This window comes from Noviherbaspirillum autotrophicum, assembly GCF_000818395.1.
Lineage (GTDB): Bacteria > Pseudomonadota > Gammaproteobacteria > Burkholderiales > Burkholderiaceae_D > Noviherbaspirillum > Noviherbaspirillum autotrophicum.
Genome location: NZ_JWJG01000028.1, coordinates 147,761 through 172,202, shown reverse-complemented (window position 1 = coordinate 172,202; position 24,442 = coordinate 147,761). Strand labels below are relative to the sequence as shown.

General features: G+C 59.0%; 20 protein-coding genes. 5 read left to right on the top strand and 15 right to left on the bottom strand.

All coding sequences use genetic code 11. The features are described from left to right. The 4 genes from TSA66_RS02090 to TSA66_RS02075 all read right to left on the bottom strand — a co-directional run bounded on the left by TSA66_RS02090 (window position 1) and on the right by TSA66_RS02075 (window position 5,126). Entirely contained in the window at window positions 1-954 is a 954-nt protein-coding gene (locus TSA66_RS02090; protein ID WP_040038810.1) for an AAA family ATPase, read from the bottom strand. Window positions 955-1,247: 293 nt separating this feature from the next. After that, window positions 1,248-2,153 carry a ribose-phosphate pyrophosphokinase gene (locus TSA66_RS02085; protein ID WP_040038809.1) on the bottom strand — a complete coding sequence of 302 codons (906 nt, stop codon included), beginning with the start codon at window positions 2,151-2,153 and terminating at the stop codon, window positions 1,248-1,250. A gap of 70 nt (window positions 2,154-2,223) precedes the next feature. Next, window positions 2,224-3,768 carry a thymidine phosphorylase family protein gene (locus TSA66_RS02080; RefSeq protein ID WP_052452020.1) on the bottom strand — a complete coding sequence of 515 codons (1,545 nt, stop codon included), beginning with the start codon at window positions 3,766-3,768 and terminating at the stop codon, window positions 2,224-2,226. Beyond that, a complete protein-coding gene (locus tag TSA66_RS02075) occupies window positions 3,765-5,126 on the bottom strand; it encodes an MBL fold metallo-hydrolase RNA specificity domain-containing protein (protein WP_040038808.1) in 1,362 nt (453 codons plus the stop codon). Before TSA66_RS02075 ends, TSA66_RS02080 begins: the two co-directional genes overlap by 4 nt. A gap of 616 nt (window positions 5,127-5,742) precedes the next feature. Between TSA66_RS02075 and TSA66_RS02070 the strand changes: the two genes are divergently transcribed. The 4 genes from TSA66_RS02070 to TSA66_RS02055 all read left to right on the top strand — a co-directional run bounded on the left by TSA66_RS02070 (window position 5,743) and on the right by TSA66_RS02055 (window position 10,998). Then, entirely contained in the window at window positions 5,743-7,692 is a 1,950-nt protein-coding gene (locus tag TSA66_RS02070; protein ID WP_052452019.1) for a prkA protein, read from the top strand. A 22-nt stretch (window positions 7,693-7,714) separates the two neighbouring features. Continuing rightward, the gene (locus tag TSA66_RS02065) at window positions 7,715-8,884 is read left to right on the top strand and encodes a DUF444 family protein (protein WP_040038807.1); all 1,170 of its coding nucleotides are present in this window, start codon (window positions 7,715-7,717) and stop codon (window positions 8,882-8,884) included. 127 nt (window positions 8,885-9,011) lie between these two features. After that, complete coding sequence (locus TSA66_RS02060; RefSeq protein WP_040038806.1) at window positions 9,012-10,412, top strand: SpoVR family protein; 1,401 nt, start codon at window positions 9,012-9,014, stop codon at window positions 10,410-10,412. A gap of 121 nt (window positions 10,413-10,533) precedes the next feature. Further along, window positions 10,534-10,998, top strand: a complete 465-nt coding sequence (locus TSA66_RS02055; RefSeq protein ID WP_040038805.1) for an RrF2 family transcriptional regulator — start codon at window positions 10,534-10,536, stop codon at window positions 10,996-10,998. A 24-nt stretch (window positions 10,999-11,022) separates the two neighbouring features. Here TSA66_RS02055 and serA read toward each other — a convergent pair whose 3' ends face one another. Beyond that, the gene (gene serA / locus TSA66_RS02050; protein ID WP_040038804.1) at window positions 11,023-12,222 is read right to left on the bottom strand and encodes a phosphoglycerate dehydrogenase; all 1,200 of its coding nucleotides are present in this window, start codon (window positions 12,220-12,222) and stop codon (window positions 11,023-11,025) included. Between the two features lie 80 nt (window positions 12,223-12,302). Here serA and TSA66_RS02045 point away from each other — a divergent pair, with 80 nt between their 5' ends. Further along, a complete protein-coding gene (locus TSA66_RS02045) occupies window positions 12,303-13,094 on the top strand; it encodes a ferredoxin--NADP reductase (protein WP_040038803.1) in 792 nt (263 codons plus the stop codon). Between the two features lie 72 nt (window positions 13,095-13,166). Here TSA66_RS02045 and TSA66_RS02040 read toward each other — a convergent pair whose 3' ends face one another. The 10 genes from TSA66_RS02040 to TSA66_RS02000 form a co-directional block, all read right to left on the bottom strand. Continuing rightward, window positions 13,167-15,245 (bottom strand): 3-hydroxyacyl-CoA dehydrogenase NAD-binding domain-containing protein, encoded by a 2,079-nt coding sequence (locus TSA66_RS02040; RefSeq protein WP_040038802.1) that lies wholly within the window; start codon window positions 15,243-15,245, stop codon window positions 13,167-13,169. Window positions 15,246-15,538: 293 nt separating this feature from the next. Beyond that, window positions 15,539-16,243, bottom strand: coding sequence for an ABC transporter ATP-binding protein (locus tag TSA66_RS02035; protein ID WP_408639466.1), 705 nt, complete (start codon window positions 16,241-16,243; stop codon window positions 15,539-15,541). After that, window positions 16,240-17,001, bottom strand: a complete 762-nt coding sequence (locus tag TSA66_RS02030) for an ABC transporter ATP-binding protein (RefSeq protein WP_040038670.1) — start codon at window positions 16,999-17,001, stop codon at window positions 16,240-16,242. Before TSA66_RS02030 ends, TSA66_RS02035 begins: the two co-directional genes overlap by 4 nt. After that, entirely contained in the window at window positions 16,998-18,269 is a 1,272-nt protein-coding gene (locus TSA66_RS02025; protein WP_232429372.1) for a branched-chain amino acid ABC transporter permease, read from the bottom strand. The genes TSA66_RS02030 and TSA66_RS02025 overlap by 4 nt, the downstream gene beginning before the upstream one ends. A 28-nt stretch (window positions 18,270-18,297) precedes the next feature. After that, window positions 18,298-19,245, bottom strand: a complete 948-nt coding sequence (locus TSA66_RS02020; protein ID WP_040038801.1) for a branched-chain amino acid ABC transporter permease — start codon at window positions 19,243-19,245, stop codon at window positions 18,298-18,300. Between the two features lie 271 nt (window positions 19,246-19,516). Beyond that, window positions 19,517-19,672, bottom strand: a complete 156-nt coding sequence (locus tag TSA66_RS26705) for a hypothetical protein (RefSeq protein ID WP_157691565.1) — start codon at window positions 19,670-19,672, stop codon at window positions 19,517-19,519. A gap of 202 nt (window positions 19,673-19,874) precedes the next feature. After that, window positions 19,875-21,122 (bottom strand): branched-chain amino acid ABC transporter substrate-binding protein, encoded by a 1,248-nt coding sequence (locus tag TSA66_RS02015; RefSeq protein WP_040042065.1) that lies wholly within the window; start codon window positions 21,120-21,122, stop codon window positions 19,875-19,877. 74 nt (window positions 21,123-21,196) lie between these two features. Further along, entirely contained in the window at window positions 21,197-22,849 is a 1,653-nt protein-coding gene (locus tag TSA66_RS02010) for a 3-(methylthio)propionyl-CoA ligase (RefSeq protein WP_040038800.1), read from the bottom strand. Between the two features lie 134 nt (window positions 22,850-22,983). Continuing rightward, entirely contained in the window at window positions 22,984-23,568 is a 585-nt protein-coding gene (locus TSA66_RS02005) for an HD domain-containing protein (RefSeq protein ID WP_198358678.1), read from the bottom strand. Window positions 23,569-23,582: 14 nt separating this feature from the next. Then, window positions 23,583-24,359: a class II aldolase/adducin family protein gene (locus tag TSA66_RS02000; RefSeq protein ID WP_040038799.1), complete on the bottom strand. Its 777-nt coding sequence runs from the start codon at window positions 24,357-24,359 to the stop codon at window positions 23,583-23,585. Window positions 24,360-24,442 lie beyond the last annotated feature (83 nt).

Below are 24,442 nucleotides of genomic sequence, written 5' to 3'. Positions count from 1 at the left end.
TCAAAAACCGATCCGGCGCTTGCCGCCATCGGTCTTGACACGCACGTCTTCCGGTAGCAGCTCTGTTCTGCCGGCGGCAACGGCATAACCCAGGCCGTCCAGCAAGGACTTGCGCATTTCCCGCGGCGAGATTTCCGATAGCTTGTCGAGCACCTTGCCTGTCAGCTCGGCATCCATGTTCTGCAGCTTCAGCTCGCGCAGCAGTCCCGCATACACGCGCTGGGCAATGGTAGCTGCCTGTTCGGCGTTCGGCGCAGGCACTTCGTAGACCGCCATCCGGCTCAGCAGCGCCGGCGGAATGCCGTCCAGGCTATTGGCCGTGAGCACCCAGAAAACCTGGCTGGCATCGAGGTCGACATCGATGAATTCATCATGAAACGCGCGGGACGTTTCCGGTTCCAGCAACTGGTACAAGGCAGCCATCGGGTCCGACTGGGTCGAGCCGGTCGCCTTTTCCACTTCGTCGAGCAGCACTACCGGATTGGCGAACTTGCCGCGCACCAGGCGTTCTGCCACCTTGCCGCACTTCGCTCCCTTCCAGGTCGACGAACTGCCGGTGATGACAAATCCGGCCGACAGCGCATTCATGCTGATGAACTCGAATTCGGTGCCCAGGGCGGCCGCCAGCCGCTTGCCGAAATGGGTCTTCCCCACGCCCGGATCACCCAGCAGCAGGATCGGCATCACGTTGACTCCCGCGCCGCCTGCCAGCGAGAGTCCAACGTAACGCGCCAAATCGTCCAGCACTTCCTCGAAATTCGGGCAATCCCCGTACAGTGGATCGAGCGCGTCAGTCGACGATGGCGTGGTGACGAAGCGATCGCCGCCCAGCGCCAGCATGTTGTCGTAGAAGGCTTCCAGCTCGGGGGATTTCAGGGCGCGCGCTCTTTCCTGCGCGGATTCGACGTCCTTGGTGTTGTAGACCGAATGAGAACGGGCCAGTGTGATCGTCATGATGAAACTCCTGAATGCATGCTGCCTTAACGATCGGAACAAACCGACAGGTACTGATATGGCATTTGCCGCGTTACTTCCGTTATCGAGTATTTCCGAGAAAACTTGATGACGGGAACATCTGCTGCTGCACTGGCCTTATCCTGCAAAATTCGTTCCAACCGTTAAACATGCTGTCGGATAACGGCTTTGACCATTCCATCGAAAACGATTTTTCCTGTCAATCCTTGTGTCTGAAATTAAACGAAAAACATACACCTATTGGCAGCCGGCGCCACTAGCTGCCAACAACATCAACGGTCAATCGGCAGGATAGCCATCAGTTCGACCGCCGCCACAGCTACGTCGTCGCTGATATCGATCCCGTTGGAGGGGTGCGCGATCGTGTTGCAACTGACGATGCGCGCCACGCCGGCCGCCTGCAACTCCGCGTACGCATTCCCGGCAAAGATCGGATGCACGGCGATGCATACTGGAGGCGGCAGCCCGGCCGCTTTCAGCTTTTCCGCCGCCGCGATCATGGTATTCGCGGTCGATGCGATATCGTCCACCAGCACCGGCGTTCCACCCTGCCAATCGCCTTTTCCGGGAGCAAGGACCTCCACGTCGCGATCCCCTTTGCGGATCTTGTTCAACACGGTATAAGGACAGCCGACCGACTTCGCGACCTTAGCGGCCCATTGTTCGCTTTCGGCATCGGGGCCGACAATCACCGGCTGCTCGATGTTGGCGGCGATCCACTCACCGATATGGGGCGCCGCGCGCACTGCCTTGGTGGGGATGCTATAAATTTCATTGAGCCGATGGTGCCGGTGCAGGTGCGGGTCGACCGTGACCAGCCAGTCGCAGAAATCGGAAACGAAGCTGGCGAAATGCACGGAAGTGATGCCTTCGCCCTCAAGAAAGCGCGCGTCCTGCCGCATGTACGCCAGATACGGCGCGACCAGCCCGACGCGCCGTGCCCCGAGTTCGCGCGCGGTACGCGCGGCAAGGTAGAGCGACATCATTTTCTCGTCCGGATGGTCGAGCGTGCAGACGAAGATCACGTCGCGCTCGCGCACTTGCGACAACAGGCGGACATAGGTTTCACCATCGGGAAAGCGCCGCATTTCCATTTGTCCGACTTCGCACGACATTGCCCGGTCCAGATGCAGCACAAAAGCTTCGTTGCCCGGCATGGCAAAAAGAATCGGAATCATTGCGCCACCTCCCTGTTCAAGACTGCGGCGTCGGGATACAGCGTCACGGTATTGGTATCAGATCGCATGTTCATCGGTCCTCGTCAATCAAAATCATGTCTTGCTCGGCCTGCACATAGGTTTTCGCGTAAGCCAATTCGCCCGGGGATTCCGCATGAATGGTCAGCAGCGGCTGCCCTTTCTGCACCACCGTATCGAGCGCCACGTGCAGCAGGACGCCCGCAGCAGGTGCCCTGGGTGCGCCGGCCAGCTTGGCTGCACGCGCCAGGCGCCGGTTGTCGATTTCCACCACCCGCCCGCCGGCGGCGGCCGTCAGTACGTGCTGGTGCGCCGCCCGGGGAGGAACGCGCATTCCTCCCTGCGCATCGCAGATTGCCTGGAACTTTTTCCATGCGGCGCCGCTTGCCAGTACCGTGTGCGCCAGCGCCATGCCTTTTCCCGGTTGCGCCTTGCCACCCATTTCGAGCACCTGGCCGGCCAGCAGCAGCGCGCGCTGACGCAGATCGTCCGGCGCGTCGGGGAGATTTTGCAAAACTGCAAGCACGTCGTGCGCTTCCAGCGCGGGCCCAATGCCGCGCCCGATCGGCTGCCGGCCATCGGTCACGATAGTCTGCACCTGGATGCCGAGTGCCTGCCCGACCTCGATCAGGCGCGCGCCCAGGAGTTGCGCCGCCTGCTCGGACCGCACCTTGGCAGTCGGCCCTACCGGTATATCGATCAATGCATGGGTGGAACCGGCCGCGGCCTTTTTGGACAGCACCGACGCCACCAGTTGGCCATCGCTATCCAGCCCGAGCGGACGCTCGACGCGAATCAGGATATCGTCGGCCGGGCTCAGGCTGACCGCCCCGCCCCAGGCGATGCAGCCACTTTCCTGCTCCACCACACGACGGATCCGGGCCAGGTCGAGCGTCACCGGCGCCAGCGTTTCCATCGTATCGGCGCTGCCGGCCGGCGACGTAATCGCGCGTGACGATGTCTTGGGAATGGTAAGGCCGCAGGCCGCGACGATCGGGACCACGATCAGCGTCGTACGGTTGCCCGGCAATCCACCGACGCAATGCTTGTCCACCACGGGATGACGTCCCCATTCCAGGCGCTTGCCGACGTTGATCATGGCGCGGGTAAACGCCGTAATCTCGTTGGTATCCATGCGGTTGCCGGCGCAGGTGGCGATGAACGCCGCCATTTCCATGTCCGAGTAGCGTCCGTCGACGATGTCGCGCATGATCGCGTTGGCGCCTTCGGCGTCGATCGGCTTGCCGAAGATTTTTCCGCGCACGTAAGAAAACGAGTGCATCGGCTGCGGATGGAATATTTTGATCTGCTCTCCATCGACGCCGCCCAGCGCGCGCCATGCGGCTTCCGACAGTCCTGCTTCATCGAGCGCCAGCAGGGGGGAATGGACGACGTTCAGGGTGGCGACGATGTGCTGCCCGCCACGCCACACTTCGATGCGGGAATGCGCCTCGAAACCTTCCGAACGGCAGATATGGCATTCGCTGCGCATGTAGATGACCGGTTCGAGATAGGTATCGATACCAATGCGACGCATGCGCAGCACATGGGCCGGGCCGTTATGGGGAGTCTGGTCGGGATTCAGCCGGTCGCTCATGACAGTTCCGCCGTGGACAGATACTCAGGCACTTCGCATTGCCAATGCAAGCGCTCCTCGATACTCTTGCGCAACGTATCGGCGGCATCCGGTTCACCGTGCGTAATAAAGGTCTTGCGCGGCGGGGACTGGAAGTGAGACAGCCAATCCAGGATTTCTTCTCCATCTGCATGCGCGGAAAGGTTTTCGATCTGGACCACCTGCGCCCGCACCGGCACATACTCCCCATGGATCTTGACCGCCTCGGCACCCGCCACCATGGCGGCGCCGCGCGTGCCGCCAGCCTGGTATCCGGCAAACAGGATGGTGTTGCGCGGATTGGAAGCGAAGGCCTTGAGATGATGCAAGACACGCCCGCCGGTGGCCATGCCGCTCGCGGCGATGATGACCATCGGCATTCGTTGCTGGTTCAGTGCAATCGACTCCTCGACGCTGTTGACGATCTTTGCCGCCTGGCACATGGCAGAGCACTGCTCGACATCCAGGCGATGGTCGCTGCGGTGTTTCCGGTACAACACGGTGGCATCGACCGCCATCGGGCTGTTCAGATAGACCGGGAGCAAGCGTGGAATGGCTCCCGATTCCTTGAGCAAGTGTATGTAATACATCAATTCCTGCGCGCGCCCGACGGCAAACGATGGAATCACGACGATGCCGCCGCGTGCCACCGTCTCCCTGATCGTATTGCCGAGGACGAGCATCGGATCCGCCGGGTCGTGGCGCCGGTTGCCGTATGTCGACTCCACCACAAGGTAATCGGAGCGTTCGATATGCGCCGGCGGCAGCATGACCGGGTCGTGCAGGCGCCCGAGATCGCCGGAAAAGGTAATGGTGGCCGCGCCATCGTCGAGTGTCAGGATGCCGGCGCCAAGGATGTGCCCGCCATGGACCAGCCGGGCATGCAGGCCGTCGCCCGGCACGAAGCGCTCGTCGAACTTGACCGGCGCGACGAACTGGAGCGAACGGACCGCATCGTCCTGGGTATACAAGGGCAGCGCCGGCTTGTGTTTGGAGAAGCCATGCCGATCCGCGTAAGCGGCTTCCTCTTCCAGCAGATGTCCGCTGTCCGGCAACAGTATCTTGCACAGGTCATAGGTCGCTTCGCTGCAGTAAATTTTTCCTCTGAAGCCGTTTTTTACCAGGAGCGGAATGTAGCCGCTGTGATCGAGGTGCGCATGGGTCAGCACGACAGCATCGATCGTTGAAGGCGTTACCGGCAAGTGCGCCCAGTTGCGCAGCCTCAGCTGCTTGTAACCCTGGAACAACCCGCAGTCGATCAGGATATTGGTACGGCCAGCGGTGACAAGATATTTTGATCCGGTGACGGTTCCTGTCGCCCCTAAAAACTGAATCTGCATGTGAAGCTTCTCCTTCGGGCCGGGCGGCCCCGCATTGCTGTTTGTTGGCACAAGGAAATGTATCTGTACACACTATCGTAAATCCTGAAATTTCCTCCATTGATCCAGGTCAATCATTGCCAAGGCATATTCGATCTTTGCACATGAGCACGCATGCATCCAAAAATCGGATCGTCGGGAACAGTGCTTTGTCATCGACACTCGAATAGCGTCGCAGGATAACAGGCGGCGCGCGCAGGCGATGCGCAAACTTCGCATGTAAATTTTTCCGGCACCATAGCCATGCGCGAGAGGTTGGCACTGACTGCCCGGCAAACCGACGCAGTCATGCACCGCAACGGGAGAGTTGCGCACCACTTGATCGCATGCGAGCCATTTTTTACTTCTTACATATGCTTGCATGCATCTTGCTATCACTGTAGTTACGGGCGGCACGTGCCGTCCTGACTGGACGAGGCAGGTGCATGAGGGGAACGTTCATTAGGGTGCATTCATTGATCACCCTCATCATTCGAAATTTTCGAAGCGCCCTATACTTAAATCGAGGGTGGCAGAAACGTAATCCATTTTCGGGTGTCTCTATTACATCGGAATAACCTTACGGGGAGCAGATGCGATGACGACGCAACAGGAAGCAAATCATACTGAGCAGCAAGAAGGTTTCATCCAGAGCCTGATTGCCTTCACTCAGGAACACCGTGCCACCTACTGGTCCGGCACACTCTCCCAGTTTCTCGAAGGAATGTTGCCGGCGGACCCGCAAGGCGTGGCGCGCACTTCGCACCAGTACATGTGGGATATGATCCGATGGATGGGAGGCGAAGACGGCAATGGCAACTTCCGCTGCCGCCTTTTCGACCAGGAACTGTTCGGCGTCGATGAAGCGATTGACCGCGTGGTGGACTATTTCAAGGCGGCAGCCGCCGGATCCGAAGTCGGCCGCAGGCTCCTGCTCCTGCTGGGACCGCCGTCCGGTGGCAAGTCGACGCTGGTGATCCTGCTCAAGCGCGGACTGGAGGAATACAGCCTCACCGAAGCCGGCGCCATGTACGCGATCCAGGGTTGCCCGGTGCACGAGTCGCCGCTGCACCTGGTTCCGCATTCGCTGCGGCCGCGCTTTCGCGACACCTACGGCGTCGAGATCATCGGCGAAATGTGCCCGCACTGCCGCAGCCGCCTCGATACCGAATACAACGGCGATTTCCTGCAAATGCCGGTCGAGCGCATCTTCATTTCCGAAGCCGGGCGCGTCGGCATCGGCACCTATGCGCCGCACGACCCGACCACGGCCGACCTGGCCGACCTGGTCGGTTCGGTCGACCTGTCGAAGGTTGCAGAATACGGTGACGAGGGCGACCCGCGCGCCTGGTCCTGGTCCGGCGCTGTGTATGCCGCCTCGCGCGGCATGCTGGAGATGATCGAAATCCTGAAGGTCAAGCGTGAATTCCTGTACCTATTGCTGACGCTGACGCAGGAAAAAAATGTGAAGGTCTCGCGCTTCCCGCTGATCTATCTCGACGAGACGATCCTCGCACACACCAACCTGGCCGAATTCCGCAAGTTCCTGCAGGAGAGCGAGAACGAAGCGCTGCTCGACCGCATGGTGATCATCCAGGTGCCCTATACGCTGAATTACAAGGACGAGGCGCGAATTTACAAGAAATTGATTTCGTCAGCCGCCCCCGCCTTCCGCGAAGTGCACCTCGATCCGCATGTCCTGCACACCGCTGCCGTGTTCGCGATCCTGACGCGGCTGCATGAAGGAGAGGAAAAGGAACTTGAACTAAGCAAGAAAGTCCGCCTCTACGCCAGTGAAGAGGTGGAAGGCTACGCGCATGCCGAGACCCAGCGCCTCAAGCAGCGCATGCCAGACGAAGGACTGTCCGGCATTTCGCCGCGCTTCGTGATCAATGCCTTGTCGAACGCCATCATCCAGTCGAATGCGAAGAGCCTAACCACGATGGACGTGCTTTTGGCCCTGAAGGATGCGATCGAAAACGATGCGCGCATCGATCCGAAGCGCAAGCGCAAGTGGATCGATTACCTGGTGCTGGCGCGTAAGGACTTCTACAACCGCTGGGTCAAGGAAGACGTGCACAAGGCCTTGTTCGTCTCGTTCGAACAGGAGGCGCAGGACTTGCTCGACAAGTATCTGGACGAGGTGGAAGCCACGCTCGACAACCGCCAGATCAAGGACCCGATCACCAACGAAGAACGCAAGCCGGACGAACGCTTCCTGCGCGCCGTGGAGGAGAAAATCCACATCTCCGACTCAGGCAAGCAGTCGTTCCGCCAAGAGGTGGTGCGCAAGGCGATGGGCGCGTTCAAGCGCGGCGAGAAATTTACGCTCGACAGCCACGCGCAACTGCATAACGCGGTGCAGCAGTACCTGTTCGAACAGCGGCGCGACGTGCTGCGCCTGGTGTCTTCCAGCGCGCGGCCGGACGAGGAGGTGCGTCAGAAGATCTCCGTCGTCGAGCGGCGCCTGGTCGACGAATACGGCTACGACAGCCACAGCGCGCGCGAGGCACTGAACTATGTGACCACGCTGATGGCGCAAGAGTAGCGACTTTAAGGTTTATCTACCTATGACTGATCACATTACGATCTCTGCAGAAACGCCCTGGTACGACTTGTTCTCACGCGGATCGCGCGACTGGCTGCGGCACAACCAGAAAGTGCGAGAGGCGGTGCAGCAGAACCTGCCGAACCTGGTGGCCGGTCCGGATGTGATTACCGGTTCGCAGGACCGCACCGTGCAAGTGCCGGTGCGGCTCCTGGAGCATGCGCGTTTCCGTCTGTCCGATTCGTCGTCCCAACCCTTCACCAGCGCGGGGCAAGGACAGGGCAAGCCTGGCGACGTGCTGCGCCAGGCGCAGCCGGACATGGGCGATGAAGAAGGTGAAGGCGGCAATAATGATGGCGAAGTCAAGATGCTGCTGGAATTCAAGGTCGACGACATCATCGACTGGCTGTGGGAAGAATTGCAGCTGCCCGACCTGCAGCCCAAGCGTAATACCAGCGTCGAGGACGACGAGTATGTGCGCGAAGGCTGGGACAAGCATGGTGCGCGTGCCCGCCTGGACCGCCGCCGCACCGTGAAGGAAGCGGTGAAGCGGCGCGCCACGCAGGAAAAAACCACGGAAAATCCGGTGCCGTTCACGAACGACGATCTGCGCTTCAAGCAGCTGGTGCAGCGGCGCAAGCCTGCAACAAATGCCGTCGTGATCTTCGCGCTCGATGTCTCCGCCAGCATGACCGATGCGGAGCGCAAGCTGGCCAAGAGCTTCTTCTTCTTTGTGCTGCAAGGCATACGCCGCCGGTATGGCAAGGTGGAAACGCGCTTCATCGCGCACACCACCCAGGCATGGGAATTTTCCGAGAGTGAATTCTTCAACGTCAGCGGCACCGGTGGCACCGGCGCTTCGACCGCGTTCAAGCTGGCGCTGGAAATGATCGAAACGGAATACGATCCGTCGCGCTACAACGGCTATCTGTTCTACGCCTCCGACGGCGAGAATTTTACCGAGGACCGTTCCGCCGCCGTCGACTACCTGTCTCGGCTGTCGAAGCTACTGAACTTCATCGGCTATGTCGAAACGGTACCCGGCTCGCCGCGTACCAGCGAGACGGAAATGAAGATGCTGTGCGGCGAGATCGAACGCGCCGGCGCACCGCTCGGCAGTTCCATCCTCACCCGCCATGAAGATGTATGGAAGGCAATACGCAAGTTCTTCATCCAGCAGGAATCGGAATGAAGCCAGACTAAGGGCCGCCTGCGCACGCATCCGTTTTCCGCCAACGGGAGACGGATCAGGGGCAAAGGAGAGTGCATGAGACATTTCCTTTGCGGCCCCGCCACTCAACCGGAATGGATATCCCTCTATGTGCACCACCTCTTCCGCCGAATCGATTGAACAGCTCAAGCAGTATTCGACGCAGATCGAAGAACTGGCGCGCAAGCTCGGCCTCGATTATTACCCGGTCGACTTCGAGCTGGTGCCTAATAACTTCATGATGGAAATCGCGGTCTACGGGCTTCCCGTTCGCATGCACCACTGGTCGTTCGGTGTGCGCTATATCCATCAGCTGATCCGTCAAGGTATGGGCCACTCGCGCATCTTCGAGGTCATGTTTCCGGGCGACCCGTGCCGCGCTTACCTTGTTAACGGCAACACCCTGCCGGAAAACACCTTGGTCACCGCGCATGTACTGGGTCATGCGGATTTTGCGAAAAACAACCACCTGTTCGCCCAGTTCATGGAAATGGCTGGCGGCCATATCCTGGAACAGGCAGCCGCGCGCGCCCATCGTATCGAGACGGCGATCCAGGAACACGGGCAGGAGCGTGTCGAGGCCGTGTTGGATGCCGCGCTTGCGCTGGAACCGCATATCGATATCAACCGGGAGCTGCATCGTTCCCTGTATCCGACACAACCCGCGCAAAAGACGGAACCCGAACAGCCGCGCGATCCGTTCCACCAGCGCTACCATGCGCTACCGGGCGAAAAATCCATGCCCGATACACAGTCGCTGGCCAAACGCGTGTCGATCCCACCGCAACCGGAATACGATCTGCTCTGGTTCATCGCGCACTACGCGCCTGAAATGGAAGACTGGGAACGCGACATCTTCCTGGCTGTACGCGAGGAATCCTATTATTTCTATCCGGTGTTTGCCTGCCAAATCATGAATGAAGGCTGGGCCTCGTACTGGCATGCCCGCCTGCTGCGCGAAGCCGACTTCCTGCCACACGACCTGTACCTGTCGGCGATCAAGGCGCATTCCGACGTGGTACGTCCTTATGCGGCGGAACGACAGCTGGCACTGGCGGTGAACCCCTACCACCTCGGCTTTTCAATGTGGGAAGATATTATCGAGAAGCAGGGATTGGAAGCGGCGCGCCGGATCGTGCGTGAGGAAGACGATTTCGGCTTCATCCGCAATTACCTGAGCCGCGAGCTGATCGAAAAGCTGGAGCTGTTCGTCTATGAAGCGCGTGACGACGGCGATATTCGCATCGCGAAAAACGATGTGCACGCAGTACACGAAGCCATACTCGCGCCGAAATTCAATTACGGTGCACCGCGCATCGCCGCCAATCACCTGCATGTCGATGGTAGCCTGCAGCTGGTGCATGACAACCAGAGCGACGGACGCGGTGTCGACCTGTTCCGCGCCGAACGCGTGCTGGAATATATCGGCAAGGTGTGGCGGCGCCCTGTCACGCTGCACACCGTCGGCGAACGCGGCGAAGCGCGCGTGGTCACGAGCAAGCGCATGTAAAGAATATCTCTTGCAGTTTTGATACAGATACAACAAGCACTCCTGCCGGATCACTTAAGATATATAATTAATCCATCTTATTCCGATCCGGCTGCGCGCCAACCGCGCTGCCTTGAGTGCCATGCGCCTGACCGACTATACCGATTATTCGCTGCGAACTCTCATGTATCTCGGGATGAACCGGGATCGCTTAGTCACGATCCAAGATATCGCAGATTCCTACAATATTTCCAAGAGCCACTTGATGAAAGTGGTGCATCAACTCGGCCTCGCCGGACTGGTCGAAACCATCCGTGGCCGCAGCGGCGGCTTGCGCCTGAAGAAGGAACCGCAAGACATCAATATCGGCGACGTGGTACGCGGCACGGAGCCCGACTTCACGATGGTTGAATGTTTCGATCGCAGCCACAATAATTGCATCCTTGCTCCCTCGTGCGAATTGCAGGGCGTTCTGCGGCAAGCAACGGCCGCCTATCTGCAAGTGCTCCACGGCGTCACACTTGCCGACTTACTGCGCAACAGTGGCAGTCTGGGTCAGCTGGCCAAGATCGAGATCTACCCGCGCAAGAAAGTGGAAGCCGCATAAAACGGCTCCCTGAAACATAGCGAATCAAATCAGCTCGCAGCGTATCGTTGCCGGCTCACTTCTCAATTTTTGCAGCAACGCTGTAGAAATCCCGTCATCGACATCGGTAATCACATAACCGATCGGCCCGCGCGTTTGCAAGTGTTGCGCAACGATATTCAACCCTGCCTGGGCAAAATCGGCATTCATGCGAGCGATCACGCCGGGTTCGTTGCGGTGGACATTCAGCACGCGGCTCTTGGTTTGCTTTTCGAGGTGAGGAATTTCCGGAAAGTTGACTGCCCAGCGGGTCGTGCCCGCCTTCAGAAAGCGCGCGAGCTTATCCGCGACTTCCCGCCCGATATTTTCCTGCGCCTCCTCAGTGCTGCCGCCAATGTGCGGCGTCAGGATGACGTTATCCAACCCACGCAGCGGCGAGATGAATTCCTCCTTGTCGTTACGCGGCTCCTTCGGAAACACATCGAGCGCCGCGCCGGCCAAGCGCCCTTCGCGCAAGGCGGCATTGAGCGCGTCAATATCGACCACGCCGCCGCGCGACGCATTGAGCAGCACGGCCGACGGTTTCATTAGCGCGAGGCGCTCGCCGGTAATGAGGCGTTCAGTGGCGCTGCCCCCGGGTACATGTAGGGTCACGATATCCGCTTCTGCCAGCAGTGCTTCCATGGTCGCCATGGGCTTGGCATTCCCAAGAGGCAGCTTGCTTTCGACATCGTAGTAGCACACCCGCATGCCGACGCTTTCAGCAAGTATGCCGACCTGCGCACCGATATTGCCGTATCCGATAATGCCAAGCAGCTTGTTGCGCACCTCGTACGCGCCCTGCGCCGTCTTGTCCCATTGCCCGCGATGGGTGCGCACATTTTTCTCGGGAATCCGGCGCAACAGCAGAATCGACTCGGCGATCACCAGTTCCGCGACCGAGCGCGTATTGGAAAATGGCGCATTGAAAACAGGGACACCATGCGCCGCTGCCGCTGTCAAATCGACCTGATTGGTGCCAATACAGAAGCAGCCAATGGCGCGAAGCTGGGGCAATGCCTGTAACACTTCAGCCGTGATATGGGTGGCAGAACGGATCCCGACTGCGTCGGCACCTTCCAGCGCTTTCTTCAACTCATTGGCTTGTAGCGCGGTGGGCAATTGAACGATCTCGGCAATACCTTCATTGTTCAGAAGCTGCGCGGCACTCGCATGGATTTTTTCGAGCAGGACAATCTTCGCCATGGCAAATCCTTTTAAACATATATTTTCAATATATCTTATAATCAAAGTAGCGGTGCTGGCAACGACATGATGGAGGCGAAATGATCGACGACATATTAGCGAAGGGAAAAAGCACACTTGAAACCATCACCAGCATGCACTGGTGGACCGAGTCGCTGCTCACCTTTACGACCACAAGGCCGCCAAACTATTCCTTCGTCGCCGGACAATATGCGCGCCTCGGCCTTCCGGGCGAACATGACGCGATCTGGCGCGCCTATTCCATGGTCTCCGCGCCACACGAGGAGCAGCTCGAGTTTTACGGCATTCTGGTGCCCGGCGGGCTATTTACTTCCCTGCTTAAGGAAATCAAGCCGGGCGACCGTATCCTGCTGGAGAAACAAAGTTTCGGTTTCATGACGGTCGACCGTTTCGAGGATGGAGACGATCTGTGGATGCTGTCGACGGGAACAGGAATCGGGCCCTTTATCTCCATCCTGCGCGACCCGTCGGTGTGGGAAAAGTTTCGCCATCTGCGGTTGGTGCATTGCGTTCGCCACGCTACCGAATTATCGTACCAGACACAGTTGACCGACCTCGCTCGCAACCCACCAACAAACGCGCCCTTCCCAGCGACACTGCAAATCATCCAAAGCACGACCCGCGATCCTGCCGTTGCTCCGCCACGTCTGAGCGGACGCATCACGACACTGCTGGAAAACGGCGAGCTAGAACGGGCAGGCGGAATTCCTTTGACGGAAAAATCATCCCGCATTATGTTGTGCGGGAACCCGGAGATGATCGAAGAGACCCGGCGCCTTTTGCACCAGCGCGGCCTGCGTCCGTGCAGGCGAGCACTCCCAGGCCAATTCGTAACCGAAAATTACTGGTAGCGAGACCAATACACAGGCGTAAATAAAAAAGGCCCGGAAACTATCCCGGGCCTTTTCTTCCTTCGAACTGAATCAGTTGAAGGTCTTGCCTTCGGCTGCCAACTTGGCCAGCAGCGGTGCCGGCTTCCAGGCATCGCCGTGGCGACCCTTCGCATACTTTTCCATCGACATCACGACATTTTGCAGTCCGACCGTATCGGCATAGAACATTGGGCCGCCGCGGAACAACGGGAAGCCGTAGCCGGTCAGGTACACCATGTCGATGTCGGAAGCGCGCATCGCAATACCTTCTTCCAGGATATATGCACCTTCATTAACCAGCGCAAACACCAGGCGTTCGACGATTTCCTGATCGCTGATCTTGCGGCGCTCAATGCCAAGGTCGGCCGAGTGCTTGACGATCATGTCGTTGACGACTTGCGACGGATAAGCCTTGCGGTCGCCCGGCTTGTAGTCGTACCAGCCGGCACCGGTTTTCTGACCGAAGCGGCCCATTTCGCACAGCAGGTCGGCCGTCTTCGAGTAGGTGACTTCCGGCTTCTCGATGTAGCGGCGCTTGCGGATGTACCAGCCGATGTCGTTGCCGGCCAGGTCGCCCATGCGGAACGGACCCATCGCAAAACCGAACTTCTCGATCGCCTTGTCGACCTGCTCCGGCGTGCAGCCCTCTTCCAGCAGGAAGCCCGCCTGGCGGCTGTACTGCTCGATCATGCGGTTGCCGATGAAGCCGTCGCACACGCCCGACACCACGCCGGTCTTCTTGATTTTTTTCGACAACTGCAATGCGGTTGCCAGCACGTCCTTGCCCGTCTTTTCGCCGCGCACGATTTCCAGCAGCTTCATCACATTGGCCGGGCTGAAGAAATGCAGGCCGATGACGTCTTGTGGGCGCTTGGTGAAAGCAGCGATCTTGTTGACGTCCAGCGTCGAGGTATTGGAAGCCAGAATGGCGCCTTGCTTCATCACCTCGTCGAGCTTCTTGAACACCTGTTCCTTGACGCCGATATCTTCGAATACGGCTTCGATCACGATATCGGCTTGCGCGATCTCTTCATACGACAGTGTGCCGGTGATCAGGCCGACGCGCTGCTCGAACTTCTCCGGCGTCAGCTTGCCCTTCTTCATCGTATTTTCGTAATTCTTGCGAATCACGCCCAGGCCCTTCTCCAGCGCTTCCTGCTTCATTTCCAGGATCTTGACCGGAATGCCGGCATTCGCAAAGTTCATCGCGATGCCGCCACCCATGGTGCCGGCGCCGATCACGGCAGCCGACTTGATGGCACGGGTCGGCGTATCGTCCGGAACGTCAGGCACCTTGCTGGCGGCGCGCTCGCCGAAGAAGGCATGGCGCAGCGCCTTCGATTCGGTGGTTTGTACCAGGTCGACGAACAGCTCGCGCTCGAATTTGATGCCGTCGTCAAATTTCATTGTCACTGCGGCCGCCACGGCTTCCACACACTTCAACGGCGCCGGGAACGGGCCAGACATCGCTTTGACCGTGTTGCGGGAGAATTGCAGGAATCCTTCGTAGTTCGGGTAATCGATCTTGATGTCGCGTACTTTCGGCAGCGGACGCACGTCGGCAACCTTGTTCGCGAATGCCAGCGCGGCTTCCATCAGGTCGCCTTCGGCCATTTCATTGAACAGCGCGGTCTTGGCCAGCTTTTCGGACGGAACCGGATTGCCGGACACAATCATGTTCAAGCCCATTTCCAGGCCGAGCACGCGCGGCAGACGCTGCGTGCCGCCGGCGCCCGGCAGGATGCCCAGCTTCACTTCCGGCAGCGCGATTTGCGCGCCCGGCGCGGCAACGCGGTAATGGCAACCCAGCGCCAGTTCCAGCCCGCCGCCCATCGCGACGCTGTGAATGGCGGCCACCACGGGCTTGGTGGAATTTTCGATAACATTGATGACCGTATGCAGCGTCGGCTCTGCCATTGCCTTGGGCGAATTGAATTCCTTGATATCGGCACCGCCGGAGAAGGCCTTGCCGGCGCCGGTAATGACCACCGCCTTGACGGCGTCGTCGTTCAGTGCTTTCTTCATCCCGTCGACAATCGCGCTGCGAGTCGCATGACCCAGGCCGTTCACCGGAGGATTATTGAGCGTAATGACGGCAACAGCGCCATTGACCTTGTATTCGGCAGTCATATCTCTTCCTTTATGTTTAGAGTCGTAGGGGGTGTTGGAACCGCTTATGAAGCGCCCGGCGAAATACCTCTTGAAGCGTCGCTGCCGCCTTGCCATCGGCATTTAGCCGGGAGCTTCGAATCTGTCGTGCTTAACTATACCGCAAAATAGAACGATCGTATTATTTTTTGGCGAAAAAATTCGGCGCGCCATTTGCCGCGCCGAATCACCTTGATTTGCCAGAGCTTATCTCTGCGCCCACACCGTGTTTCCAGTCCTTTGGATTGGCATGATCGACGCGTCCACCAGCCGCCTCAGACTTCCAGCCACTCCTTGCGGATGGCGGCGTTGGCACGCAGGTCGTCGGGCGTGCCCTCGAACACGATCGAGCCGTGCCCCATCACATACACCCGCTGCGAGATCTTCATCGCAATGTCGAGCTTCTGCTCCACCAGCAGCACCGATATCCCGCGGTTCTTCAGTTCCTTCAGGTATTCGCCCACCAGCTCGACGATCTTCGGCGCCAGCCCCTCGGTCGGCTCGTCGATCATGATCAGGTCCGGGTCGCCCATCAGCGTGCGGCACAAGGTCAGCATCTGCTGTTCGCCGCCCGACAGGACGCCCGCCGGCGTGTGCTGGCGCTCCTTGAGGCGCGGGAACATCTGGTACATGTCGTCGATGCTCCAGCGCGACTTTTTCCCTTTCTTTTCGCCCAGCAGCAGATTCTGCTCGACGGTGAGCGTCGGGAAGATGTCGCGGTTTTCCGGCACATAGCCGAGTCCCTTGTGCGCGATTTCGAACGCCTTCAGGCCGGTGATCTCCTCGCCCTTGAAACGGATCGAACCAGTCACGGCGACTTGCCCCATCGTCGACTTCACCGTGGTCGACCGCCCCACGCCGTTGCGTCCCAACAGGCTGACGATTTCGCCTTCCTGCACGTGCATGTCCACGCCGTGCAGCACATGGCTCTTGCCGTAATATGCGTGCAGATCTCTAATTTCCAGTAGTGCCATCGTCATGCCGCCTCCGCTGCGTGTCCACCCAGATATGCTTCCTGCACCTTGGCATTGGCGCGGATATTGACCGGCGTATCGCACGCGATCACTTCCCCGTACACCACCACCGCAATCTTGTCGGCCAGGCCGAACACCACGCTCATGTCGTGTTCCACCATCAGCAGGCTCTTGCCGACCGTCACCTTGCGAATCAGCTCGACCGCCGCATCCGACTCCGAGCGGCTCATGCCGGCCGTCGGTTCGTCCAGCAGGATCACTTCGGCGCCGCCGGCGATCGTGATGCCGATCTCCAGCGCGCGCTGCTCCGCGTACGTCAGCAAGCCGGCCAGCGTGTCGCGCCGGCGCTTCAGGCCAATCTGCTCCAGCACCTGCTCGGCGCGCTCGTGCGCATCCTTCAAGCCATTCAGGCGATGCCAGAACGAGTACTTGTAGCCGAGCGACCACAGCACTGCGCAGCGCAGGTTCTCGTACACCGACAGGCGGTGGAAGATGTTGGTGATCTGGAAGCTGCGCGACAGGCCGGCGCGATTGATTTCGAACGGCCGCTTGTCGATGATGCTGTTGCCGTTCAACAGGATGTCGCCCGAGGTGACCGGGAAACGCCCGGAAATCAGGTTGAACAGGGTCGATTTGCCGGCTCCGTTGGGGCCGATGATGGCCACGCGCTCGCCTTTGGCGACTTGCAGGCTGGCGCCGCGGATGATTTCGGATTTGCCGAAGCTCTTGCGGACTTCCTTGAGTTCGAGGGACCAGGCGCTCATGCTTGTCTCCGGATCAGTTCTTCAATGTCGCTATTGGCCTGGCCCCAGGCTTGAATGAAGCCTTTCCTGGCCAGCCAGAAGCCGGCGGCGCCGAGGGCGAACAGGATAGCGGCGATCAGCCAGGGGCCCGGCTGGGCGGTATCGGCCAGGAAGCCGAACAGCTTCATTTCGGTGCCGTTCGCCGAATCCAGCGTCAGGTGGTACAGCATCTCGATGGCGACCGCCACGCCCAGCAAGGCCACGGCCGCCGTGGCGCACACGGCCAGAAGGCGCGGGGCAACGGGTTTGAATTTGCCGAACTTCACCAGCCGCAGGTTCATCATGAGGATGCTGGCCACGCCGCCCGGCGCATACATCACGATGACGATGAAGAACACGCCCAGATACAGCTGCCACGCCTTGGTGAAGTCCGACAGCAGCACGGTCAGGAACACGCCGATGATGGCGCCGATCATCGGGCCGAAGAAGAAGCCGACACCGCCGATGAAGGTAAACAGCAGGATTGCGCCGGAGCGCATGGCACTGACATTCTCGGCGGTGACGATTTCAAAGTTGATGGCCGACAGGCCGCCGGAAATGCCGGCGAAGAAGCCTGCCAGAATCAGCGTCAGGTAGCGCGCCCACTGCGTGTCGTAGCCGATGAACTCGACCCGTTCCGGGTTGTCGCGCACGGCATTGATGATGCGCCCCAGCGGCGTCTGCGTGAAGGCATACATGCCGATGGTGGCGATGAACAGCCAGAACGCGATCAGGTAATACACCTGGATCTGCGGCCCGAAGGTGATGCCCAGGAACGGTTCGCCATAGACGCGGTTGGTCGTGATGCCGCCCTCGCCGCCGAAGAATTCCGGGAACATCAGCGAGCAGGCGAACACCAGTTCAACGATGCCCAGCGTAATCATTGCAAACGTGGTGCCCGACTTCTTGGTCGTCACATAGCCGAACAGGGCGCCGAAGAACATGCCGGCCAGCCCGCCCACCAGCGGCACCAGGGTGACCGGCATCCAGATGGTGCCGGCCGCGGCCAGGTTCATCGCATGGATGGCGAAGAACGCGCCCAGCCCGGAGTACACCGCATGGCCGAACGACAGCATGCCGCCCTGCCCCAGCAGCATGTTGTAGGACAAGCCAAAGATCATCACGGTGCCCATGGTGGACAGTACCGACAGCGATGCGCCCTTGTCGAAGACCAGCGGAGCGACGATCAGGATCAGTGCGAAGCTGGTCCACAGCAGCCAGCGGGCGAGATTCATCGGTTTGTATTTCATGGTATGGCTCATCGTTACGGCACTCATCTCAACCCTCCCGCGTTCCCATCAGGCCGCGCGGCCTGAAGATCAGAATCAGCACCAGCAGCAAATACGGCATGATCGGCGCCACCTGCGAAATGGTGAGCTTCAATACCGGATAGCCGAACGTCTCGGCGCCCAGCGCCATGCCCATCGTCGAAAACAGATTCAGGAACGAGTAGTCGAGCGCGACGGCGAACGTCTGCAGCACGCCGATCAGCAGCGAGGCCAGCAAGGCGCCCACCAGCGAGCCCATGCCGCCGACCACCACCACCACGAAGATGATGCTGCCGACGGTGGCCGCCATGCCCGGCTCGGTGACGAACGCATTGCCGCCGATGACGCCGGCCAGGCCGGCCAGCGCGCAGCCGCTGCCGAACACCAGCATGAACACGCGCGGCACGTTGTGCCCGAGCGCCTCGACCATATCGGGGTGCGTCAAGGCCGCCTGGATCACCAGGCCGATGCGGGTCTTGGTCAGCACCAGGTAGATCGACAGCAGCATGAGCAGCGCGATCAACATCATGAAGCCGCGGTAGATCGGGAAGGTGGTGGAAAACAGCGTGAACAGCGGGCCGTCCAGCTCGGCGGGAATCGGGTACGGCACGGCCGCCTTGCCCCACACCAGCTGCACCAGCTCGACCACGACATACGACAGGCCGAAGGTGAACAGCAGTTCCGGGATATGGCCGTACTTGTGCACCGAGCGCAGGCCGTAGCGCTCGACCACGGCGCCGATGGCGCCGACGGCCAGCGGCGCGATGAACAGCGCCGGCCAGAAGCCGAGCTTGGTGCTGATGGTATAGGCGAAGTAGGCGCCCAGCATGTAAAAGCTGGCATGGGCAAAATTGAGCACGCCCATCATGCTGAAGATCAACGTCAGGCCCGACGACAGCATGAACAGCAACAGCCCGTAGCTCAGACCGTTCAGCAGGGTAATTAATGTGAATTCCACACGACACCTCTAAGTAAAATTCGTGTACGACCGTACTATTTTCTGGGAGCAAAAAAGCAGCGTGCAGTCTCGCGACGCCCGCACGCTGCAAGGGATATAACCTGTTAGTTCGACGACGGGCGCTTCATCTGGCATGACGTTGGATGCATTGCGACATAGATTAGCTTCTGATCGGTTTTCCAGATGAAATCTGTGTTCCCCTGGTCATACCTAAAGGCCTTACCGTTGACCTTCACCCTAGTTGGGCGTCGGCGATATCAGCGATGTACGGTCAGCTTGTCAGGATGCCCCGCTTCACCGGCGTGCGCGGTCCTGAAAATGGATCAACGAATGGCATTTTCACGGCATCTGCGGCTACCGTGGCAGGAGCAGCAAAGGCGGAAGTGATGGGCAGCGCGAGAAATAAGGCTTTGCTTTGTGTGGTCATTTGTCTCTTCCTTATAGGTATTGTGTACACACAGCATATCCATGGTTTTACTTGATGTAAAGCAACGAATACACGTTGAATCAGCCGGTATTTTTCATGTCATTTTTGCTTTCCTCGCCCATGCTCGGAACGACTGGCGGTGTTTAGATTGAACGCGCAATTACGGCATGAACCGCGAACGGTTCATGCCGCATTGCCGATATTACGAACGAGACGGCCGTTTCATCTGGCACGAAGTCGGCTGCGTAGCGACGTATGGCTCGATCTTCTGATCGTTGCTCCAGCCGTAGCCGGTGTTTTCCTGGTCGTACTTGATCTTCTTGCCGTCGACCTTGGTCCAGGTCGAAATGTAAAGTGGCTGCTGCAACTGGTGGTCAGTGGCGCGCATCTCGACTTCGCCATTGATCGCCTTGACCTTCATGCCCTCCAGCGCGAACGCGACCTTGACCGGATTCGTCGAATTGGAATCCTTGATGGCCTTGGACAGCATCTGCACCACAGTATAGGTATCGGCCACGTAAAAGTCGTCGTTGTACTTTTTCTTGAACGCATCGACGATCTCCTTGCCGGAGAAGGTTTCATTATTCGGCGTCCAGTAGGCGACTTGCTTGACCTGACCCGCCGTCGAACCGCCCATCGCGGTCGGCACGCCGGAGGTGCCACCGTAGTAGGTGTAGAACTTGGCGGTCAGGCCGGCGTCTTTTGCCGCCTTGACCAGCAATGCGAGGTCGGCGCCCCAGTTACCTGTGATGACGGTATCGGCGCCGGACGCCTTGATCTTCGCGATATACGGAGAGAAGTCCTTCACGGTCGCGATCGGATGCAGGTCGTCGCCGACGATCTGGACGTCCGGGCGCTTGCGCTTGATGTACTCCTTTGCCGCACGCGTCACCTGGTGGCCGTGGGCATAGTTCTGGCCGATGATATAGACCTTCTTGATGCTCTGGTCCTTCGCCATGTACGAGGTCAGCGCCTCCATCTTCATGTCGGAATTGGCGTCGAAGCGGAAGTGCCAGAAGCTGCACTTGCTGTTGGTAAGATCCGGGTCGATCGCCGAGTAGTTCAAGAACACGATTTCCTTGCCCGGATTGCGCTCGTTGTGCTTGTTGACCGCATCGATCAAGGCTAGCGCGACGCCGGAACCGTTGCCCTGAGCGATGTAGCGATAGCCCTGGTCGATCACCGTCTTGAGCTGGTTAAGCGACTCCTGAGGGCTGCCCTTGCCGTCGAATCCGACCACTTCGAGTGTATTGCCGGCACCGGCCCATTTCTGCTGGTTCGCCATTTCGGTGAACATCTGGAAGCTGTGCAACTGGTTCTGCCCGATCGGTGCGAACGCACCCGACAGCGTATCGATCATTGCGATCTTGACATGCTCTGCTTGCGCAGCCGGTGCTGAAAAGGCTGCTGCAATCGAAAGCGTCAGCAGGAGGGGGCGGATCTTTTTCATCATTTGTCTCTTCCTTATCTCAGGGTGTGTTGTTGGAACTTCGGCTTTTCGGCTTCTTCTATTATTCAATCCTGTCAGGCCGTCGGCAGTTTGTACTCCTTGAACTGCTCGCGTATCCTGTTTTTCAAGACTTTCCCAGTTGCGCCAATCGGCAGCGCATCGACGAACACGACATCGTCTGGCGTCCACCACTTGGCGATTTTCCCGTCAAAAAATTTAATCAGCTCTTCCTTGCTGACTTCAGCGTCCGGCTTCTTCACGATCACCAGCAGCGGCCGCTCGTCCCACTTCGGGTGGAACACGCCAATACAAGCGGCCTGCTGCACCGCCGGATGTCCGGCCGCGATATTCTCGAGATCGATGGTGCCGATCCACTCGCCGCCGGACTTGATCACATCCTTGCTGCGGTCGGTGATCTGCATGTAGCCGTCGGGGCTGATGGTCGCAACGTCACCGGTCGGGAACCATCCGTCCTGCAGCACATTGCCACCCTCGCCCTTGAAATAGCGTTCAATGACCCATGGCCCCTTGACCAGCAGATTGCCATAGGTCTTGCCGTCCCACGGCAGCTCCTTGCCGGAATCGTCCACAATCTTCATGTCGACTCCGTAAATGGCGTGCCCCTGTTTTTCCAGGATCGCCTGCTTCTGCTCTTCCGGCAGATCGGCGTGCTTGCTTTGCAGCGTGCCTGCCGTACCGAGCGGAGACATTTCCGTCATGCCCCAGGCATGCACCACGTCGACGCCGTATTGATGGCGGAACGTTTTCATCATCGCCGGTGGACAGGCGGAGCCACCGATCACGGTACGACGAAAGGTCGAAAACTTCAGATTGTTCTGCCCGACATAGGTCAACAACCCAAGCCATACGGTCGGCACGCCGGCAGAAAACGTCACTTTCTCTTGCTCGAATAATTCGTAAATCGATTTACCGTCCAGTGCGGGTCCTGGGAAAACCATCTTGGCGCCAACCATCGGCACCGAGTACGGCAGCCCCCACGCATTCACATGGAACATCGGTACCACCGGTAGCACCACGTCTTGCGCCGACACGTTGAGCGCATCAGGCATGACCGAGGCAAAGGAATGCAGCACGGTCGAGCGGTGCGAGTACAGCGCGCCCTTCGGATTGCCTGTCGTGCCGGACGTGTAGCACAGGCTGGAAGCGGAGTTTTCGTCGAACACGGGCCAGTCGTACTTGTCCGAGTTTTCCGCGATCAGATCCTCGTAGCACATCAGGTTCGGCACCTTGCTCTGCGGCGGCATGCGATCGCGGTCGCACATCATCACGAAGCCCTTGACGGTGGTGCAATGCGCGGCGAACGCTTCGACTAGCGGCAGAAAGGTCATGTCGAAGAACAGGTACTGGTCTTCGGCATGGTTGGCGATATAGGCAATCTGTTCCGGGTGCAGACGCGGATTAATCGTATGCATGACAGCGCCCGAGCCGGAAATCGCGTAATACAGCTCCAGGTGGCGATAACCGTTCCATGCCAGCGTCGCGACGCGATCGCCCATCTTCACGCCCATCTTGCCGAGCGCGTTGGCCATGCGTCGCGCCCGCATGTGGCAGTCGCGATAGGTATAGCGGTGAATATCGCCCTCGACGCGGCGCGAAACAATCTCACTGTCGCCGAAATAGCGGTCCGCGTGCTGGATCAGGCCCGAAATGAGCAAGGGCTGGCTCATCATCTGGCCCATCAAGGGGCTCTTCGCGTATTGCGCCATTGTGTCTCCGAATTGTCTTTTTTGAAGTTTAGAATATTTCCACTAATTCATGTCATGATTTTTGAACGACCGTACTAAAAACGTCAACGTTTTTCGATTGCGCGCCGCACAAATATCTTCTTTTTGACATTTCTCTAGGATACAGCTTTGTAAATCGTGTTCTTCGGGCGAGCCATTACGCGGCGCAGCATCGGCTCGAAGAATGACAGCGGGAGTGTGTCATAGGCAGGATCGAAGGCCGGCGCATCATATTTTTCGCAGAACTCGGCGGTCGCGTCATAAAGCGCCTGCCCGGCGAACTGGTCCCGCAGATTGCGGTCCATGCCGAGATGATGAAAGAAGTAGTAGCCCTGGAAAATGCCGTGCTTTTCCACCATGGCCATGTTTTCCGGGCTGACGAAAGGCTTCAGGATGGCGGCAGCGATATCGGGATGGTTGTAGCTGCCCAGCGTGTCGCCTATATCGTGCAGCAGTGCGCACACCACGTATTCTTCGTCGCGTCCGTCGCGCCAGGCCCGCGTCGCGGTTTGCAGGCTATGCGTCAGCCGGTCCACCGGAAAGCCCCCGCAGTCCCCCTCCAGCAGCCGCAGGTGATCCAGCACGCGGTCGGGCAAGGCAGCCGCATACGGCTTGAATTCGTCGGCGATAATCTTCCAGTCCTCCTGCGTGCTGTCCTGCATGTCGCGGAACGTGGCCTGCGCCTTGATGCTTGTCTCCATATTTTCTCCTTGTCTCAAGTGCGATAGGAGGAATCGATCCGGTCGAGACGGCGCAGCAGTCCCGGCCAGGCCAGCATGCCTCCCTGCGCCTTCGTCACGCTCTTTGCCTGCTGCTGCGCGCCGCGGATGATCGTTTCGGGAATCCGGACCAGCTCGCCACCGCCGGACTGCGCGCGGATCTGAATCATGCATGCCGATTCGAAGATATACATGTTAAGGAACGCATCGGCAACTGTTTTTCCTAATGTTAATAAGCCGTGGTTGCGAAGCATCAAATAAGTTTTGTCCCCGAGATCGGCCACCAGGCGCGGCTTTTCATCCGCGTTCAATGCCACGCCTTCGTAGTCATGGTAGGCAAGGCTCGACAGCACGAAGATCGATTGCTGGGAAAGCGGCAGCACGCCCTCCTGTTGCACCGACACCGCGACGCCATTGATACTATGCACATGCAGGACGCATTGCGCGTCATGCCGCACTGCATGGATAGCGGAGTGGATCGTAAAACCGGCGGGATTGATCGGAAACGGCGATTCTTCGATCTTGTTCCCCTCCAAGTCGATCTTCACCAACGACGACGCCGTAATCTCGTCAAACATCATGCCGTAGGGATTAATGAGGAACTGGTTTTCAGTACCCGGCACGCGGGCGGTGACGTGGGTGAAAACCAGATCGCTCCAGCCAAAATCCGCCACCAGGCGGTAACACGCCGCGAGGTCGACGCGCGCCTGCCATTCCTCGGCCGATACACGCTCTTTCATGGATGGGATCGACAGCTTTTCCGGTGCATTCATATGGGGTCTCCTCTTCTCTGTCAGAATACATGGATCCTGAGATTTATTTCAGATCAAGTTTGCCTGACCTATGGGTACAGGAT

Bases quoted from the DNA above. Each gene is read 5' to 3' on its own strand.
- TSA66_RS02010 (WP_040038800.1), bottom strand. From the start codon at position 22,849: ATGGCGCAATACGCGAAGAGCCCCTTGATGGGCCAGATGATGAGCCAG.
- TSA66_RS26705 (WP_157691565.1), bottom strand. From the start codon at position 19,672: ATGACCACACAAAGCAAAGCCTTATTTCTCGCGCTGCCCATCACTTCC.
- TSA66_RS02055 (WP_040038805.1), top strand. From the start codon at position 10,534: ATGCGCCTGACCGACTATACCGATTATTCGCTGCGAACTCTCATGTAT.
- serA (WP_040038804.1), bottom strand. From the start codon at position 12,222: ATGGCGAAGATTGTCCTGCTCGAAAAAATCCATGCGAGTGCCGCGCAG.
- TSA66_RS02075 (WP_040038808.1), bottom strand. From the start codon at position 5,126: ATGCAGATTCAGTTTTTAGGGGCGACAGGAACCGTCACCGGATCAAAA.
- TSA66_RS02030 (WP_040038670.1), bottom strand. From the start codon at position 17,001: ATGAGCGCCTGGTCCCTCGAACTCAAGGAAGTCCGCAAGAGCTTCGGC.
- TSA66_RS02085 (WP_040038809.1), bottom strand. From the start codon at position 2,153: ATGATTCCGATTCTTTTTGCCATGCCGGGCAACGAAGCTTTTGTGCTG.
- TSA66_RS02015 (WP_040042065.1), bottom strand. From the start codon at position 21,122: ATGAAAAAGATCCGCCCCCTCCTGCTGACGCTTTCGATTGCAGCAGCC.
- TSA66_RS02080 (WP_052452020.1), bottom strand. From the start codon at position 3,768: ATGAGCGACCGGCTGAATCCCGACCAGACTCCCCATAACGGCCCGGCC.
- TSA66_RS02065 (WP_040038807.1), top strand. From the start codon at position 7,715: ATGACTGATCACATTACGATCTCTGCAGAAACGCCCTGGTACGACTTG.
- TSA66_RS02070 (WP_052452019.1), top strand. From the start codon at position 5,743: ATGACGACGCAACAGGAAGCAAATCATACTGAGCAGCAAGAAGGTTTC.
- TSA66_RS02005 (WP_198358678.1), bottom strand. From the start codon at position 23,568: ATGGAGACAAGCATCAAGGCGCAGGCCACGTTCCGCGACATGCAGGAC.
- TSA66_RS02090 (WP_040038810.1), bottom strand. From the start codon at position 954: ATGACGATCACACTGGCCCGTTCTCATTCGGTCTACAACACCAAGGAC.
- TSA66_RS02000 (WP_040038799.1), bottom strand. From the start codon at position 24,359: ATGAATGCACCGGAAAAGCTGTCGATCCCATCCATGAAAGAGCGTGTA.
- TSA66_RS02045 (WP_040038803.1), top strand. From the start codon at position 12,303: ATGATCGACGACATATTAGCGAAGGGAAAAAGCACACTTGAAACCATC.
- TSA66_RS02025 (WP_232429372.1), bottom strand. From the start codon at position 18,269: ATGAAATACAAACCGATGAATCTCGCCCGCTGGCTGCTGTGGACCAGC.
- TSA66_RS02040 (WP_040038802.1), bottom strand. From the start codon at position 15,245: ATGACTGCCGAATACAAGGTCAATGGCGCTGTTGCCGTCATTACGCTC.
- TSA66_RS02060 (WP_040038806.1), top strand. From the start codon at position 9,012: ATGTGCACCACCTCTTCCGCCGAATCGATTGAACAGCTCAAGCAGTAT.
- TSA66_RS02035 (WP_408639466.1), bottom strand. From the start codon at position 16,243: ATGACGATGGCACTACTGGAAATTAGAGATCTGCACGCATATTACGGC.